18 protein-coding genes are annotated in these 17239 nt (G+C 53.7%); 6 read left to right on the forward strand and 12 right to left on the reverse strand.

Features of this window, described 5'->3' with window-relative positions:
* Positions 1-72: 72 nt before the first annotated feature.
* The 5 genes from NOS26_RS02690 to NOS26_RS02710 all read left to right on the forward strand — a co-directional run bounded on the left by NOS26_RS02690 (position 73) and on the right by NOS26_RS02710 (position 5372).
* The gene (locus NOS26_RS02690) at positions 73-1047 is read left to right on the forward strand and encodes an AEC family transporter (RefSeq protein ID WP_095340555.1); all 975 of its coding nucleotides are present in this window, start codon (positions 73-75) and stop codon (positions 1045-1047) included.
* Positions 1048-1345: 298 nt separating this feature from the next.
* Positions 1346-2755: an ammonium transporter gene (locus tag NOS26_RS02695; protein ID WP_095340554.1), complete on the forward strand. Its 1410-nt coding sequence runs from the start codon at positions 1346-1348 to the stop codon at positions 2753-2755.
* A gap of 11 nt (positions 2756-2766) precedes the next feature.
* Positions 2767-3132: a P-II family nitrogen regulator gene (locus NOS26_RS02700; RefSeq protein ID WP_014015242.1), complete on the forward strand. Its 366-nt coding sequence runs from the start codon at positions 2767-2769 to the stop codon at positions 3130-3132.
* Positions 3133-3286: 154 nt separating this feature from the next.
* Positions 3287-4036: a type I 3-dehydroquinate dehydratase gene (gene aroD / locus NOS26_RS02705; protein ID WP_095340553.1), complete on the forward strand. Its 750-nt coding sequence runs from the start codon at positions 3287-3289 to the stop codon at positions 4034-4036.
* A gap of 160 nt (positions 4037-4196) precedes the next feature.
* Positions 4197-5372 carry an MFS transporter gene (locus NOS26_RS02710; protein WP_095340552.1) on the forward strand — a complete coding sequence of 392 codons (1176 nt, stop codon included), beginning with the start codon at positions 4197-4199 and terminating at the stop codon, positions 5370-5372.
* Positions 5373-5467: 95 nt separating this feature from the next.
* On the opposite strand, the gene NOS26_RS02715 is transcribed toward NOS26_RS02710, so the two are convergent.
* The 12 genes from NOS26_RS02715 to NOS26_RS02770 all read right to left on the reverse strand — a co-directional run bounded on the left by NOS26_RS02715 (position 5468) and on the right by NOS26_RS02770 (position 16743).
* On the reverse strand, positions 5468-5974 hold the full coding sequence (locus tag NOS26_RS02715) for a shikimate kinase (RefSeq protein ID WP_027894971.1): 507 nt from the start codon (positions 5972-5974) through the stop codon (positions 5468-5470).
* Complete coding sequence (gene aroE / locus NOS26_RS02720) at positions 5967-6797, reverse strand: shikimate dehydrogenase (RefSeq protein ID WP_255917222.1); 831 nt, start codon at positions 6795-6797, stop codon at positions 5967-5969. The genes NOS26_RS02715 and aroE overlap by 8 nt, the downstream gene beginning before the upstream one ends.
* Positions 6772-7650 (reverse strand): prephenate dehydratase, encoded by an 879-nt coding sequence (gene pheA / locus NOS26_RS02725; protein WP_255917223.1) that lies wholly within the window; start codon positions 7648-7650, stop codon positions 6772-6774. Before pheA ends, aroE begins: the two co-directional genes overlap by 26 nt.
* On the reverse strand, positions 7650-8741 hold the full coding sequence (gene aroC / locus NOS26_RS02730; protein ID WP_255917224.1) for a chorismate synthase: 1092 nt from the start codon (positions 8739-8741) through the stop codon (positions 7650-7652). The genes pheA and aroC overlap by 1 nt, the downstream gene beginning before the upstream one ends.
* Before the next feature lies 1 nt (position 8742).
* Complete coding sequence (gene aroA, locus NOS26_RS02735) at positions 8743-10032, reverse strand: 3-phosphoshikimate 1-carboxyvinyltransferase (protein ID WP_255917225.1); 1290 nt, start codon at positions 10030-10032, stop codon at positions 8743-8745.
* Positions 10032-11102, reverse strand: a complete 1071-nt coding sequence (gene aroB, locus NOS26_RS02740; protein WP_255917226.1) for a 3-dehydroquinate synthase — start codon at positions 11100-11102, stop codon at positions 10032-10034. Before aroB ends, aroA begins: the two co-directional genes overlap by 1 nt.
* Complete coding sequence (locus tag NOS26_RS02745; RefSeq protein ID WP_255917227.1) at positions 11083-11970, reverse strand: prephenate dehydrogenase/arogenate dehydrogenase family protein; 888 nt, start codon at positions 11968-11970, stop codon at positions 11083-11085. Before NOS26_RS02745 ends, aroB begins: the two co-directional genes overlap by 20 nt.
* 23 nt (positions 11971-11993) lie before the next feature.
* Positions 11994-13016: a 3-deoxy-7-phosphoheptulonate synthase gene (gene aroF, locus NOS26_RS02750; RefSeq protein WP_255917228.1), complete on the reverse strand. Its 1023-nt coding sequence runs from the start codon at positions 13014-13016 to the stop codon at positions 11994-11996.
* Between the two features lie 430 nt (positions 13017-13446).
* Positions 13447-14325, reverse strand: a complete 879-nt coding sequence (locus tag NOS26_RS02755; protein WP_255917229.1) for a polysaccharide deacetylase family protein — start codon at positions 14323-14325, stop codon at positions 13447-13449.
* A gap of 30 nt (positions 14326-14355) precedes the next feature.
* Complete coding sequence (gene yqeC / locus NOS26_RS02760; RefSeq protein ID WP_014015255.1) at positions 14356-15144, reverse strand: selenium cofactor biosynthesis protein YqeC; 789 nt, start codon at positions 15142-15144, stop codon at positions 14356-14358.
* 21 nt (positions 15145-15165) lie between these two features.
* Positions 15166-15978, reverse strand: a complete 813-nt coding sequence (locus tag NOS26_RS02765) for an FAD binding domain-containing protein (RefSeq protein ID WP_027894964.1) — start codon at positions 15976-15978, stop codon at positions 15166-15168.
* Between the two features lie 21 nt (positions 15979-15999).
* Positions 16000-16743: a suppressor of fused domain protein gene (locus tag NOS26_RS02770; RefSeq protein ID WP_022497933.1), complete on the reverse strand. Its 744-nt coding sequence runs from the start codon at positions 16741-16743 to the stop codon at positions 16000-16002.
* A 321-nt stretch (positions 16744-17064) separates the two neighbouring features.
* On the opposite strand from NOS26_RS02770, the gene NOS26_RS02775 reads away from it, so the two are divergent.
* Positions 17065-17238, forward strand: coding sequence for a hypothetical protein (locus NOS26_RS02775; protein ID WP_155266560.1), 174 nt, complete (start codon positions 17065-17067; stop codon positions 17236-17238).
* Position 17239 lies beyond the last annotated feature (1 nt).

The raw sequence follows: 17239 nt of genomic DNA on the forward strand, positions 1-17239 counted from the left end.
ATTACGAGTTGTTTAATTTCATATTGAGCGTATAATGAGGGGTATCCATCTCGAAAAGGAGTGATACCCCTCATGGTTTTCTGGTTCATCATCGAACACACGATGCTTCCCATTTTCTTTCTCGTCGTCCTCGGCTATTTCCTCGACAAGAAATTCCATCTCGACGTCAAGACCTTATCGAAGCTCATGTTTTTCTTGGTCATCCCCAGTTTCATCTTTACCAATATTTATACGACCCAATTCCCGGCGACGAGTATCAACATCATCGCCGCCATTGCCGTCTTCATGGTCATCTGCTTCATCATCGCCAACATCGTCGCCCGCATCCGCCATTACGACGCAGCCATGCTAGAATCATGCCGCAACGCCTTCATGTTCAACAACACGGGCAACCTCGGCGTCGCCTTGATCATCCTCGTCTTTTCCCATGAGCCCTTCGTCGTCAACGGCCAGACGCCGTATCTGGCCGAAGCCATGGTCGTCCAGATCATCATCTTCATGATCCAGAGCATCTCCCTCAACACCCTCGGCCTTTACCAGGCCGGCCGGGGCCGCCTGACGGCCCGGGATACGCTGTCCGTCATGTTCCACATGCCCCTGCTCTACGTCCTGGCCGCCGCCCTGATTGCCCGTTACGTCGGCTGGGATGCGAAGGACTTCTTCTTATGGCCCATCATGGAAATGGCCAGCAAGGCCCTCCTGCCCCTGGCCATGGTCAGCATCGGCGCCCAGTTATCGCAGACGAAGATCCATTGGCTCGACAAGGATGTCTGGATTGTCAGCATCCTCAAGATGACGGCCCTGCCCCTCATCGGCCTGGCCATGATCTATATCGCCAACGCCTTCCGGCCCGGCACGTTCACCGCCGTCAGCGCTACGGTCTTCCTCATCTACTGCGCCATCCCGACAGCCGTCAATACGGCCTTGTTCGCCATCGAATTTGACAACAATCCCGATTATGCCACGCAGGTCGTCATGAATACGACGGCCCTCAGCGCCGTATCCCTGACCTTCTATATTTTCCTGGGACACACCCTTTTCGTCTGAGTTTACATTTTTTCTTGAAAAGTTAGGAAAAATACGTTTTTCTAACTTTTCTCGAAAGAATTTCAGAAAAAGTTATTGACATAACGGCTTTTTACTTATATAATGAGTCCATCAACAGAATAAACGGCAATGAAGCCCAAGCGACAGTGACCAAACCTGCCGCTTGGGCTTTTCGTATATTCTGGAGAAAATAAAATATGGCAATAGACGATGATGTCCATGGATTTTCACACAAAGCACGCAATGGGAATAACGTGAATCCAGGACATCTTTTTTCATTTGTCAGGAGGTTAGGAATATGAAAAAATTATGGTCACGTTTAGGAGTGCTGCTCCCGTGTCTGCTCATGGCAGCGCCGGCAGCCTTCGCTTCCGATCCGGGGACGATCGATACAGGCGATACGGCCTGGGTCCTCATCAGCGCCGCCCTGGTATTCATCATGACACCGGGCCTGGGCTTCTTCTATGGCGGCATGGTCCGCAATAAGAACGTCTTGACGACGATCATGCAGAGTTTCTTCATCGTCGCCATGATTTCCGTAGAATGGATCCTCATCGGCTACGCCATGACATTCGGCACAGATATTAATGGTTTCATCGGTTCTCTTGATAAAGTCGGCCTGGCCGGTGTCGGCATGTCCGTCCTGGAAAACGGGACCATTCCGGAAATGGCTTTCGTCGCTTTCCAGTGCATGTTCGCCGTCATTACTCCGGCCCTGATTACAGGGGCCTTTGCGGAACGCATGAAGTTCCACGCTTTCGTCGTCTTCATCCTGCTCTGGGCCATCTTCATTTACAACCCCATGGCACACTGGGTCTGGGGCGGCGGCTTCCTGGCTAAACTCGGTGCCCTGGACTTCGCCGGCGGCCTGGTCATCCACATCCTCTCCGGTGTTTCTGGCCTGACGCTCTGCGTCCTCCTGGGCAAACGCTATGGCTATGGGAAAATCCCCATGGTTCCGCATAACCTGCCCATGACCGTCCTCGGTGCGGCTCTCCTCTGGTTCGGCTGGTTCGGTTTCAATGCCGGCAGTGCACTCGGCGCCAATGCCCTGGCTGCCAGCGCCTTCATCGCTTCGCAGGCTGCCGCTGCGGCAGCTACCGTCACCTGGGTTGCCGTCGAATGGATTGTCCAGGGTAAACCGACCATCCTCGGTGCCGCTTCGGGCTGCATCGCCGGCTTAGTTGCCATCACACCGGCAGCTGGCTTCGTCGCTCCCCTCCCGGCCTTGATTATCGGCGCGATTGGCGGCGTCATCTGCTACTTCGCCGTCGCTGTCGTCAAAGCCAAACTCGGTTACGACGATTCCCTCGACGCCTTCGGTATCCACGGCATCGGCGGTACCTGGGGTTCCATCGCTACCGGCATCTGGGCTACGACAGAAGTCAACCCGGCCGGTGCTGACGGCTTATTCTACGGCAGCTCCGACCTGCTCGTCGCTCAGATCATTTCGACCGTCGTCGCTTACGCTTTGGCCATTGTCGGCACATTCATCCTCTTCAAGATCATCAGCTTCTTCATGACTGTCCGCACCGATAAGAATGAAGAAATCACAGGTCTCGATATTGGCGAACACGGCGAACGGGGTTATAATTATGCTATCATGTCCGGCAGCCCCTTCGGCGAAACGCCGACGACGCCGCTCGGCAATGCAGCTTTAGACAATGCCGCCGTCAACAGCGCAGGCATTAACGGTCGTAACTTATAGAGGTGATACGAATGGAAGAACATCCGATTACAAAAGTAGAAATCATCACTCGTCCCAGTAAATTGGAAGAGCTCAAAGAAGCCCTGAACAACATCGGTGTCATGGGCATGACCGTCAGCCAGGTCTTCGGCTGCGGCCTCCAGAAAGGCTACGTCGAAGTCTACCGCGGCCAGCGGTATAACATCAACCTCCTGCCAGGCATCAAAGTCGAAACGGTCGTCTGTGAAGTCCCGGTCGACAAGGTCGTCGAAGTCGCTGAAAAAATCTGCAAAACAGGAAAACCCGGCGACGGCAAGATCTTCATCTACCGCCTGGACGATGCCGTCCGCATCCGTACTGGTGACCGTGGCCCTGTGGCCATTATGGACGAAAAGTAAGTGTATAAAAGGGGATTCGCATGATGATATAAGGTTTCATGCGAATCCCCTCTTTTTGTTATTAAGGGGCTAACAACTTATCATTTTTGCGCTATAATAGCGTCATGAAAGAAAAATCCACTGCAATTTGCTCGCAAGAGGAGGAATTCAACTTATGGTAAAAATCGGCAAGGTTGCCCTCGACAATGGCATGCCTAAAATCTGTGTTCCCCTTGTCGGTCATTCTACGGATGAACTCGTCCAAGAATGCCGCTATCTCCAAGACAAGATCTATGACGTCGTCGAACTGCGCATCGATTTCCTGAAGGACGTCACATCCCTCGACGCTGTCGGTGATGCCTTAGCCGCTGTCCGCCAGGAATTACCTGACAGCGCAATCTTGTTCACGTTCCGCACTAAAGAAGAAGGCGGCGAAATGGAAGTTCCTGAAAGCTACTACTTCGATCTCATCGATTATGCTGTCAAAAGCGGTAAAATCGATGCCATCGACGTCGAATACTTCCGCGACCGCGCCAGCATAAAAAAAGTCCTGACCATCGCAAAAGAACACGGCGTCACGGTCATCATGAGCAACCACGACTTCGACAAGACACCGTCTTTCGATGAAATCACGGGCCGTCTCATTGGCATGAAGAAACTCGGCGCTGACGTCGCTAAACTGGCTTGTATGCCGAACTCGGCCAAAGACGTCCTGACCCTCTTGTCGGCAACGGAATCCGTCAAATCCCAATATCCTGATGAGCCGATCATTACCATGTCTATGGGTAAACTCGGCGCCATCAGCCGCATCAGCGGGGAAATCTTCGGCTCCGCCCTGACCTTTGGTTCGGCCAAAAAGGCTTCTGCTCCGGGCCAGCTGGAAGTCACGACATTGCAGCAAATCCTGCGTGCCCTCCATTCCTGATCAGGGCATGGCTTGAAGAGAGAATCACATAAACAAAGGGCCTGGCTCGATTTATTTGTGCACAGGCCCTTTTTATCCGCCTTTCCTTCATTGACATTCCCCTTGCACCCGCTATAATGATAGGGTATCCGCAAAAAGAGCTTCAAAGGGGACGATAATAATGGCAAAAGAAAAGCTGTGGACAGGCCCATTTTTATCTATGGGCAGCACGAATTTTTTTCAACTCATGACCCAATATATCTTAGTAACGACCTTACCGCTCTGTATTATCGATTCTTTCCAAGGAAGCGAAATAGAAGCCGGCCTGGCCATGACTTTTTTCCAAATCGGTACGAGTTTATTCCGCCCGGCAGCCGGGTATTTTGTCGATAAGGAAAATAAACGGCACCTGCTGCTTTTCTCACTCATCGTCTTCCTCATCATTATCGGTGCTTTCAATGGCATTGAAAATGTAGCAGAAATCTATGGGCTACGGCTGCTCCACGGTATCATCTTCGCCTTAGCGACAACGACAGCAGCATCCATTGCCGTCCTGGTCATCCCCGCTTCGCGCCGCGGTGAAGGCATTGGATATTTTTCAGTGACGACGAATTTAGCCATGGTCATTGGGCCTTTAGCCGGTCTGCTGTTATATAACAGTCTGGGTATGTCTGGCCTGTTTTTATCCTTGACAGCCCTGGCCATCCTGACCTTAGTCATTGCCGCTATAGTCCCGCTCCCCAAGGCAGTCGTAAAGCCAGTACCCCGTACACATGACGAGCCGATATGGTCCCATATCGTAGAAAAGAAATCGCTGCCTGCATCCCTGCTAGGAGGACTGGTCTTCTTCGCTTACGGCGGTATCCTCACTTTTATTCCCTTATACGCCGCATCCCTACATCTGTCGGACAGCACAGGACTTTTCTTCGCGATCTTCGCACTGGTCATCGTCCTCAGCCGTCCTGTCGTCGGCAATGTCTTTGACCGAATGGGAGCCAGCGCCATCGTCTATCCTGGCTTCATCATCTTTATGGCCGGCTTCATGGTCTTCAGCCAGGTAACATCTCAGGTCACGCTCCTCATCGCCGCGGCAATCCTCGGCCTCGGCTTCGGCGCCTTGAGCCCAGCCTTCCAGACCTTGGCAATCCAAAGTGTCCCGGCCGAACGCGCCGGTGCCGCTACGGCGACGTACTTTTGGTTCCTTGACATCTTCGTCGGACTGGCGGCCATGCTGCTCGGCTTTGTAGCCAAGCTCTTCGGATACATGCTGTTATACGGTGGAATCTGTACGGCCGTTACGGCTGCAGCTATGATATTATATTATTTTCTTTTTACTCGCTCCGCCCAGCGAACCTAACCTCGCCTTCCCAAGACACATAGCCCATACGGGACTTCCGATTTTTAACGAAAAAGCTGCCGCATTAAGCCAAAAACACTTAATGCAGCAGCTTTTTAGTCTATCTCTTTTATGAGTTTTTCAAAATCATCAAGAACCGCTTCCATTGGCTTATTATTGGGGATGCAGTAATCAGCGGCATTGCGGTAAAGGGCAATGCGTTCGTCGTAGAGGTCGTAGACTTTCTGTTTGCCGTCTTTCAGCAAAGGCCGTGTCGATACGTCGACGTCACTGACGATATCATCAGGGGAACGGTCGAGAAAAAAGACCGTTCCGGTTTTCTTGAAGATGTCCATGTTTTCCGAGCGCTTGACGACGCCGCCACCGCAGGCTACGACGATACCCGATTTATGGGCCAGAAACTGACTGGCCCGGACTTCGGCATCGCGGAAGCAGTCTTCACTGATGGCGAAGAGTTCCGGAATGGTCTTGCCTTCCTGTTCGACAATGACATCATCGGCGTCGTAGAAATCACGGCCTAAGCGTTTCGCCAAAGCTTTCCCTAACGTACTCTTACCGCATCCAGGCATGCCGATGAGGATGATGTTCTGTTTATTATTCATAATAATGTTCCATCTCCTTGGCGATTTGTTCAATCACAGACGAATCGATGGTCCGGCCCATCCAGATTTCTTCTGAGCCGATGGCCTGAGCGACGAGCATGTACATGCCGTTCAGGGTCTTGGCGCCGTGGCGGCGGGCAGCCTGGAGAAGCTTCGTATCCTTCGGATTGTAGATGATGTCGACGACAGCCGGGAAGGCCGCAATGATCCGTTCCGATACGGGACAGCCGTTGATGTCGGGGAACATGCCGACAGGCGTACAGTTGACCAGGACGTCACCGCCTTGGGAGTGTTCCAGATCCTGGTAATCGATGGTGTCGGCGCCAATTCGTTGAATAAAGGCATCGAATTCCGTCTTCGAGTGAGGATGACGGGATACGACGGTAATCGACTGGGCCCCGGCATCCGATAAGTATTGGATGATGGCCCGGGCGGCGCCACCGGAACCGAGGACGACACAATCCTTCGCCTTCACATCAATACCGGCATGGTCCAGAGAACGGCCAAATCCGCTGTAATCCGTATTATAGCCAAAAATCCCGTTATCCGTAAAATGGAGTGTATTGACGGCTCCGATGATGCGGGCTTCGCGGGAAATATCCGTCAAGTACGGTATAACGTCGAGTTTGTAAGGAATAGTGACATTAGCTCCCGTATACCCTTCGTCGCGCAGGCGCTGAAGTTCATTAGGGATATCATTGCGATCCATTTCCAGGACGCCGTACTGATGCTGTCCTTCAATTTGTAAGATTCTGAATAATTTTTCATGGATTGCCGGGGATGCCGTATGCCCCAACTTAGCCCCGATAACGCCTAATTTCATCTGCATTCCCTCCTTGATCGGATACGTAATTTCCTAAGATTTTAAAATAATTGCAGTGCTCTGCCAGATTATGCAAAACCCGGGCTGTAGCCGGATTGCGCAGATTGCCCATAACGTCGATGTGGAAGAAATATTCAAAGGGCCGCCCCTTGAGAGGCCGCGATTCCAAGTGTGTCATGTTCATGCCGTTATAGAAAAAGTATCCCAAGACGTGGTACAGAGCGCCTGGCCGGTGCTGGGTCGTCAGGACCAAGGTAATCTTATCGGCCTCAGGAGACTGTTCCATATCGGCGGCGATGATGAAGAACCGCGTGTAGTTCATGGTATTATCATTGATGTGTTCCACCAGGACATCGAGGCCGTACATATCGGCTGCCGTTTTGTTGGCAATGGCTGCGATATGGGGATCCCCCATTTTTTGAACCTCTTCGGCACTCTGGGAGGTGCTGAAATACGGGTGGAGCTGCCATTCGCTGTGATGCTTGAGGTAACTCCGGCACTGGTTCAGACCCTGCGGATGAGAATACACTTCGCGGATATCTTCGAGCTTCGCCCCCGGCAAGGTCAGCAGGCAGTGTTCGACTTTGACGTATTTCTCACCGACGACGCAGCAGTCGTAGCGGTGGATGAGGTCGTATACGTCGGTAATGCCGCCAGTCGATGAATTTTCGATGGGCAGGACGCCGTAGCGGGCCTGACGGGTAGCGACAGCCTGGACGACGTCTTCAAAATGCGAACCATACGTAGGCAAAATATTCTTGCCGGCAAAATAGGTCTTCATGGCTTCATATGTATAGGAGCCGGGTTGGCCGAAACAGGCGATGTTCAACGGCATATCTTCAGAAGCATCCATTACCAGCACCGCCCTTTCTCTGACAGGCAGACGTCGAGGATGGCCCAGGCTGCGGCCGCTTCGATGACGGGAATGGCCCGCTGGACGATACAGGGATCATGACGGCCTTTGATGACGAGGTCACAATTCTCTTTCGTATCCGTGTCGATCGTTTCCTGTTTCTGGCTGATGGAAGCCGTCGGCTTGACGACCAGGCGGAAGATGATGGGCATGCCGTTGGTGATACCGCCATTGATGCCGCCGTTGTGATTGGTCCGGGTCTTGACGACATCGCCGTCATAATAAAAGTCATCATTGGCCTGGGAACCGCGGAGGTCTGCCAGGGCAAAGCCGTCGCCAAATTCGATGCCTTTAACGGCTGGTACGGAAAACATCATATGGCTGAGCTGGCTTTCGACGGAGTCGAAGAAGGGGTCGCCTATGCCGGCGGGAAGGCCGGTGATCATACATTCGATGACGCCGCCGACGGAATCGAGGTCGTTCTTAGCGGCCAGGATTTTAGCTTCCATCGGTCCGGCCTGGGCCTTGTCGAGGACGGGCAGCGTTTCTTTTTTCAAAGCCTGCAAGGTTTCTACTGTTTCCCCGACGGCATTGAAAGGCTTATCGGCGATGCCGGCCAGGCGCAGGATATGGGAGCCGACGGTAATGCCGTGGCGGGCCAGGATCTGGGAAGCCACGGCCCCGGCAAAGACCAGGGGCGCTGTCAGGCGGCCCGAGAAATGACCGCCGCCGCGGTAGTCATTGAAGCCGCCATAGCGTATCTTACCGGAGTAATCGGCATGGCCAGGCCGCATAAGATGCCGCAGCTGGTCGTAATCACGGGAATGTTGGTCACTGTTGCGGATGATAGCACACAGCGGCGTCCCCGTCGTATAGCCGTTGAAAAAGCCGCTTTGGACTTCAAAGGCATCTTTTTCTGAGCGAGCTGTCGACATTTGATTCTTTCCCGGTGCCCGCCGGGCCATTTCTGCCCGGACAGCGTCCCAGTCGATGGCTTCGCCTGACGGCAGACCGTCTAGGACGGCGCCAATAGAAAGGCCATGGGATTCACCGAAAATCGTCAGGCCGATTGTCTTTCCAAAGGTATTCATATTATTCTTCCCCCTCCTTTTGGATCATGCCGCCTAAGGCCTGGAAATCCTGCCAGAATTCCGGATACGATTTGCGAACACATTCAGCGCCTTCAATGCGCAGCGGCTGGCTGCAGCGCTGGGATGCAACGGCCAGGGCCATGGCGATGCGGTGGTCGTTCCAGCCGCTGACGGTACCGCCGGTGAAACCGCCGACACCGTGGATAATGAGGCCTTCGTCTTCTTCTTCGATATCGCCGCCGATTTTATTGAGCTCCGTAGCCATGGCGTGCAGGCGGTCACATTCTTTAAGCCGTACTCGTCCGGCATGGATGATACGGGTAATCCCTTTGGCACAGGAAGCCAGGACGGTCAGGACCGGCACCAGGTCCGGGCAGTCTTCGACGTCGATGACCCGGCCAACCAGGTCCGACGGACAGGCCGTCAATTCCGTCTTGCCTTCGACCTGGCCACCCATGTCGCGGATGAGGGAGACGATGACTTCGTCACCCTGGGAAGACTGCGACCGCAGGCCCGTACAGCAGATGGCCCGACCCAGGCTGCCAGCCGAAAGCCAGAAAGCAGCTTGCGAATAATCGCCTTCGACGACGTAAGTCCCGGACCGATAGTGTTGGTTGCCCGGAATCCGGTAGGAGCCATTCTGTTCTTTCTCAATGACGATGCCGTGCTGGCGCAGGCAGTCGAGGGTCATGTCAACATAGCTGGCCGATTCCAGCGGTGTCGTACTGCGCAGGACCGAGTCGCCATCGAGGAGGGGCAGGGTCATGAGCAGGCCCGTAAAGAACTGGGAACTGACGTCGCCGGCCAGAGAATACGTTCCAGGCTGTAAAGTCCCGGACACGGTCAGGGGCAGGGCGCCTTCTGTCGTTTCATAAGTCACACCCTTTTCATCGAAGAGTTCATAATACGGTGTCAGCGGCCGTTTGGCCAGACGGCCCTGGCCGGAAAAAGTCACTTCATTGCCGCTGAAGATGGCCACGGGGATGAGGAAGCGCAACGTCGACCCCGATTCATTGGCACTGACTGCGATAGGCCCATCTTGTTTCTTCAGACCGCCTCTGACGCGGTAAGCCGCCCGGCCGGGATGAGACGACATGACCGGCGTAATATCTGCCCCCAAAGCCCGTAGAATGTCGCACGTCGCTTCAATGTCCTGGGACAAGGAAATGTTGTCAACCAGGCTTTCTCCTTCTGCCAGGGCGGCGCAGATGAGGTCGCGGTGGCCGATGCTTTTGGAAGAGGGCGCTTCTACTGTCCCTTGCAAGGTATGTGGGGTAATAATGACATTCATTAAGCGTCCTTCTTTCGGATATATTTCGGCAGGTCTTCCGCAACCAGTGGCAACAGGCGGGCCTTGCCGATTTCTTCGATAATGACTAAAGTAATATGATTGCCACGCATCTTCTTATCATTGCTAATGTAAGGAATGAGGTCTTCTGCCGACGCATCGACATCGGTCGGCAAGCCGTACTGCTTGATAACCTTGCGCAGCCGTGCCGTCGTCCCGGCTTTCGTCAGCCCCATGACTTCCGTGACGCCGGTCAGCATGGACATGCCGGCAGCGACGCCTTCGCCGTGCGTATAGTGGCCGAAGCCATAACAGCCTTCGATGGCGTGGCCGATAGTATGGCCGAAGTTCAGCATCATGCGTTCGCCCATATCGAAGACATCGTGTTCAACAATATCGGCCTTGCTCTGACAGCAGCGTTCGATGATTTCTTCCCAATGTTCAAAGATGGATTGGTCATCGAGCTTTTCCAGGAGTTCAAAGAGAGCCAAGTCGCGGATGCAGCCGTATTTGATGACTTCGCCCATGCCGTCGTGGATGAAGCGCTTGGGAAGGGTCGATAACAACATCGGGTCAATGAGGACCCCTTTAGGCTGATAGAAATTACCGGCCTGATTCTTGCCGCTAGGAAGGTCGATGGCGACTTTGCCGCCGACACTGCTGTCGACCTGGGAAATAATCGTCGTCGGAATCTGGATGAAGGGAACGCCGCGCAAGAAAGTCGCTGCTGCGAAGCCGCCGAGATCGCCAGTGACACCACCGCCGAAAGTCAAGATACAATCGCTGCGGGTAATGCCGGCGTCAGAAAGCTGTTGATACAGGTCGAGGAGGGTCGCTGCGCATTTATGTTCTTCTCCGGCCGGGAAGACCAGGCGGTGGACGCGGAAGCCAGCGCCGGTCAGGGCCGTTTCCAATCGCTGCCCGTAGAGGGCATCGACGTTCGAATCGGTAATGACGGCCAGGGTCTGCGATTTCGTCAAATTGCGGATATAATCGCCAACCCGGTTGAGAAGACCATTTTCAATATGAATATCATAAGAATCTTTTCCTAATTCAACGTGAATGTGTTTCATGAACTAATTCCCTTCTCCGCATGGCAGCTTGCTGTAAAAAACGGGTCATTCCCTTCGTATCTTCTTCGGCGAGCATCGTCGAGAAAGATTGCAAGGCAGCGCTGAAGCGGTCTATTTCATATAAGAGGTTGTCTTTATTGGATAAGAACAGTTTCGTCCACAGCGGGGCGTTGATGTCGGCGACCCGTGTCCCGTCGCGGAAGCTGCCGGCTACAAAATACTTGGTCAGCGTATTCATGGATTCGCTGTTGACCAGGGCCGTCGCCAGGACGTGAGGCAGGCTGCTGGTATAGGCGATGAACCGGTCGTGGTCTTCAGGCGTCACCCGGACGACATGGGAGCAGCCCAGGGCCATGGCCATGTTCTTCACGGCCAGGATATGGTCTTCGTCATTGCCTTCCATGGGAACGAGGATGTAATTGGCACCGTTGAAAATGTCCGCACTGGCCATGGCATATCCCCGACCTTCGCGGCCGGCCATAGGATGACCCGGTACGAAATCGACACCTTCCGGCAGCAGGGCCGCAATGGCTGTCGCCGTATCACCTTTGATGCCGGCTACGTCCGTCAAGATCGTTCCCGGCGTGAAGAAGGCTTTGTTCTCTGCCAGGAATCGTATCATCACATCGGCAGCCGTGCAGAAGATGACCAGATCTGCCTGTTTCAAGGCTTCCGTCCCTGCCGTATAGATATCATCGACCATGCCCTCCTGCTTGGCCTGCTGCAGGGCCTTTTCGTCAGGATCGACGGCGATGATATGGTCGACGCCGAGGCGCCGCAGGCCGCGGGCATAAGAGCCGCCGATGAGCCCCAATCCGACGATAGCTACCGTCTGCTTCGTATTAAAACCACTAGCTTCCTTATCCATGATAGTCTCCCCCTCTGTATCCCTTATATTTCCCGACCGACGACAGGAGCCAGTTTGCGGAGCGAATCCATGAGGTCTGCGAACATAGCCGGCGTAATCGACTGTGCCCCATCGCACCAAGCTTTATCCGGGTTGTTGTGGACTTCGATCATCAAGCCGTCGGCACCGGCTGCTACAGCGGCTTTGGCCAGGTCGGCTACCATCCAGCGCTTGCCCGTAGCGTGGCTGGGATCGACGACGATCGGCAGGTGGCTCTGGCGTTTGACGGCCAGGACGGCGCTCAAGTCGAGGGTGTTGCGGGTGTACGTTTCAAAAGTACGGATGCCCCGTTCGCAGAGGATGACGTTGTGGTTGCCTTCAGCCATGATGTATTCTGCCGACATGAGCCATTCTTCGATAGTCGCGCTCAGGCCCCGCTTGAGGAGGACCGGCTTGTGCGTCTTGCCGACGGCTTTGAGGAGGTCGAAGTTCTGCATGTTCCGGGCCCCGATCTGGATGATGTCGACGCCATCTTCGAGGAAGACAGGCAGCTTATCGGCCGACATGATTTCCGTAATGACTGGGAGTTTAGCTTTGCGGCCGGCATCGCGGAGCATATCCAGGCCTTTATTGCCTAAGCCCTGGAAGGAGTACGGAGAAGTACGCGGCTTGAAGGCGCCGCCGCGAAGGATATTGGCGCCGGCTTTGGCGACGTCACAGGCAACGCCTTCGATTTGTTCCGGCGTTTCAATAGAGCAAGGGCCGGCGATGACAGCCAGCTTCTTGCCGCCGATGGTGACATTTCCATTGCCGATGGGAATGACCGAATCCTGGGGATGGAAAGCCCGGCTGGCCCGTTTGTACGGCACTTCGACGCGCATGACCTTGTCGACACATTCGTAACCCTGGATCTGTTCGACATCGATGACGTCCGTATTGCCGACGAGGCCCATGACGGTCTGACGGGCGCCTTTACTGATATCGACCTGGAGCCCCTTGGATTTAATGTGGTCAATTAACTGCTTCGCTTCTTCTTTCGGTGTGTTGGCTTTCAATACAATAATCATAACTCGTTTTCCTCCATTTCAGTAATAAAAAAAGCAGGCCCACATGAGCCTGCTCCTAAGATTCTCAGTTATCGCCTTTTCCGCGCGTCTTCCTTAGGCGGCCGCAGCCGTCTTCAGAAAAGGTGGAAGTCTTCTCATGCTTACATCATCTTTATGGAATTTGTCGTAGCCAAAATAGCCAGCGCTAAAATACAGATAGCCCCAGCTAAAATAAGTAAAGACGTATTCAGTTACGTGATGTAAGAATGACGTATTCATAGGAATCTCCTTGTACAACTTTTTAAAATTCGTTGTCGTCATTGTATACCTCAGGGAGAATATTGTCAAGACAAAAAAACAGGGATTCTCTGTATATATATGAGAATCCCCATGGACAATCGTTTTACCAGTAAATATATTGTATACTATTTTCGCATATATCCCATGCATTTTACCAGGAAGGTGGAATCGCTGTCGTGACGACGCGGAACGAATAGCCTTGATCCTTCAGGAGATGGATGATGTCCGGCAGGGCATCGACGGTGGCACCATGACCATAGGCATCGTGCATGAGGATGACCAGGTGGCGATGGAGATAAGGCCGCAGTTGCAGCTGCTGCTTGATGTTTTCCACTTCTTTATCGGCCGTCTTGCCCGTCCCGTCGGCATCGCCAGTCAGAGCATTCCAGCCGACTTCGATGTAGCCGATATCGTTGATGGCCGTCCAGAAATCCTTGGTGAAGTGGCCTTCCGTACCGCCAGGAGCCCGGGAAATGATGGGCCGGACGCCGAGTATCTTATAAATCTCTTCTTCCGTCTGCAAGAGTTCATCCGTATAGGCTTTGGGCGAAACGTATATTTTCTTATAATCATGCGTATACGAATGGACGCCGATGGCATTGCCGGACTGATAGATTTTCTTGACCACATCGGGATAACGGACGACATTCTGGCCGGTCAGGAAAAAGGTAGCATGAATGTTTTCTTTTTTCAGGATGTCCAAAATGCGCGACGTATTCTTATCGTTCGGGCCATCATCAAAGGTCAGATAGACGACCTTGTCGCCGTAATAATAGTCCCTCGTCTTGCCATACGTCGTGGGCAGGCCTTTTTCCTGGCGCTGCCGGGTCGTATATTTATCATAGACAGGTTTATCATTATCGACAGGCGGCAAAGAAAAATCATCGCCGACAAAGGCCACATCGGGCTTGCCGGACAGGACCTGCGGAACCGGGATATGCCGGGATTCAGCCGCCGCCAAGACGCGGTCGCGGTCAAAATTCAGGAACAGCCCCAGCGAAGCCAGGAAGAACAGTAAGATACATCCCAAAAACAGTCTGCCTTTTTGTTTCATTTTTGCTTACATCCGTTTCTTTTTGACATTACCATAGTGGATATACTGGCGTATCGTACACGTTTCCCGATAGCCATCGGCCAGGACGCTGGCCGTCAGGTCGAAGTCTTCCAAATCGTCGAGAAGGGCTTCGGTCATGCGGTGCTGAACGGCATTATAGCCCGTGCAGAAAAGGATCCGCGGGCAGCGCACGCCGCGGAACAAGCCGCGGGGATGCTTGATGAGCTTGGCCAGCATAGCCGGTGTAATGACAGCCCCGCAGGGACGGCCCATGATAGCCGCTGCCGTTTCGACGCCTTCGATTTTTTCATCGCTGATGACGTTGCCCAGCATCTGGAGGTTCAAGACACCGATGACAGTATCGCAGGAAGCCGGCAAGGGCACGTCGTCGGCCAAGGGCGCTTTAAGCCACTTATTGCCGGCTGCATCGCCTTCGATAAGGATATACCAGGCAGGATGGCGCATCTTGATGTCATCGATGACCTTGGGCTGGAGCCCGATATAGCGGTCCTGGTCGTCGAGCCCGGCGAACCAGGCCGGGACGTGACCGGCAGCAATGCGTTCAGCGCAGAATGATTCGCCTTTTTCCATGTCTTCCGTGCAGATGACGTCAAAGGGTTCGACATTGTCGACACGAGTGCTGTCCATCGGTACGATGCTGCTGACCATGATCGGCAGGTGACCGCCGTGGCCATAGGTTCCAAGGCGTTCCAATACAGTCGTCTTGCCGCCGGCCCCTACAATAGCCGTAATACCCGGTTTCAGCATACGCCGCCAACGATTATCTTCAAACATGAAAGTACCTCCTTTGGAAATTCACTTCTTCACAACATAACGATTATAGCCTTTCCAGGCCGATTTGATGAGGCTGCGGACCATTTCGATGGTCAGCGCCCGCCGTTCACTTTCAGAACAGGTCCCGAAGTTGCCGAAATCCAGCTCTTCACTGGCCAGATGGGCGACATTTTCTTTCACAGCCATGCCCTTTTCTGTCAGCTCTTCACTGGCCGAACGGGCAATCGCTGCCAGGCCGGGACGGCCGCCGACGACGATGCGCCACGAATCGTCCCGCATAGCTACGGCACCGACCAGGTACGGTTCATCGACAGGCAGCTTGCGATAAGCCTTATAGGCCGTATAGACCGCTTCCTTGGCAATGGAAATCCCCGTCACCAGCTCGCCCATAGGCGGACAGTGCAAGTAGTCATCGAGGCTCATGCAGCCCTTGTCCTGGAGCTGTACATCGACGTGGAGGGACAAGAGGATCGGCAGCAGGACGGAAAAGGGCGCCTTGCTGGAAATGACACCGCCCAGGGTCCCATAGCGCTGGATATTCTTATCGGCAACGTCGCTGATAGCCTTGCTGATGGCTCCGCCAGCAAAATTCTGGATGGCCTGGGAAATCTTGATCTGCCACAGAGGCGTCATGGCCCCGATGACAATTTCATCGGCCCTTTCGTCGATATAAGTCAGGCCGGCTTTCGACAAATCGACAGCCAGGTCATAATGGTCTTTTTTATATTTCAATCCCTGTGTCCCAGCTAAAAAGACGGCCGATGCAGCCTGCCGATAGGCAGCATAGGCCGCTGCCGGATTATCTGGGACAAGGGTCGTCGTACTGGTAATCACTGGCACTTACCCCTTTCCTTTTCATAGCGGGATTCCCGTACACGGATAATCGCCAAGGCCGACGTTCGGCCGGTCCTTATCCAGTAAAAAAGAACCGCCACACTCATCTACGACGGCATCGACAAGGGCATCGACGCCGATGTCGCTGCACAAATCCATTTCTTCTTTATACAACAAAATAGGCATGAGCAATTCGACAGCCGTACCATCGGGCATCTTCACGCCGCCCAGCTGCCCCTCGAATTGGACGATGACCAGGCCGGATAGAGCCGTATCTGCAGCAAAGGGCTCATTGGCCTCCGTATTGGGCAGGAGAAAGCCATAAGCCATCCACATATCATGGACGTGAGGGAACCGTCCTAACTCCATGAGCAGCCAAATAGGCCAGGCCTGTTCATCAGCCAGGGAAAGGTCCCGGTCCTTGCGGAAAGGCCAGTCGGCCGGCAAGATGAGGCAGAGTTCGCTGTACCCTTCTTTCCCGGTCACAAATTCACCGGACGGATAGTGCATAGGCGCAGCACTCATGCCCATGGTATGAAGCAAATAAAAAGGTTCTTCAACGGTCGGGTACAGGAGTTCGACATCGACAGCCAGCGGCGTCCCATCCGGATCGTGAAAGACTTTCCACTGCCGGTGCGGAAAGAGACTGTGGAAGTACTGCTGGACACAGCGCCCATAGCCTGGATGGACAGGCGTCATCTTTTCCGTGTCCATCAAGGAAAAGAACCGCGGCCATGCCGGGGCTGTCCGGGTCAAAGAGCTCATAGAATCCCCTCCCTTTTTGTTCGATTCAGCTTCATTATATCATACTATAAGCGAAAAATGGACCTGCGCAACCAAAAAGAGGCACCGCGAACGCGACGCCCCTCTCCACTATCATGACGATAGACTTTTTTGCCCTCAGCGTCCGTGCCGGAGGGATTCACAGAATCTCATCGCCTGTTCAATTGACGGGATATATCATAACAATAAATGAGAAAAATGTCAAATCCCACCGGCCCGGCGCTCCTTGTAAAAGCCAGGTCGGTATAGTAAAATAAAGAGTACATAGAACGACTTATATTAACATCAAAGGGATGAATCACATTGAAGGTACGCTGGGTAGAATTGAACCGTTTTGAAGCCGAACTGATCCTCGAATTCGCCTGCCAGCCAAAAGATGCGCCCGTATCTGCCAGCCTATGCCGCATGATATACCGCCGGCTCGAAGGCCAGCCGGTACTGGCACAGAGCCAGCCGGGAGCAGAGGGAGAGTCGTAAA

The organism is Megasphaera sp. SC8-1 (assembly GCF_024436295.1).
GTDB lineage: Bacteria > Bacillota > Negativicutes > Veillonellales > Megasphaeraceae > Megasphaera > Megasphaera elsdenii.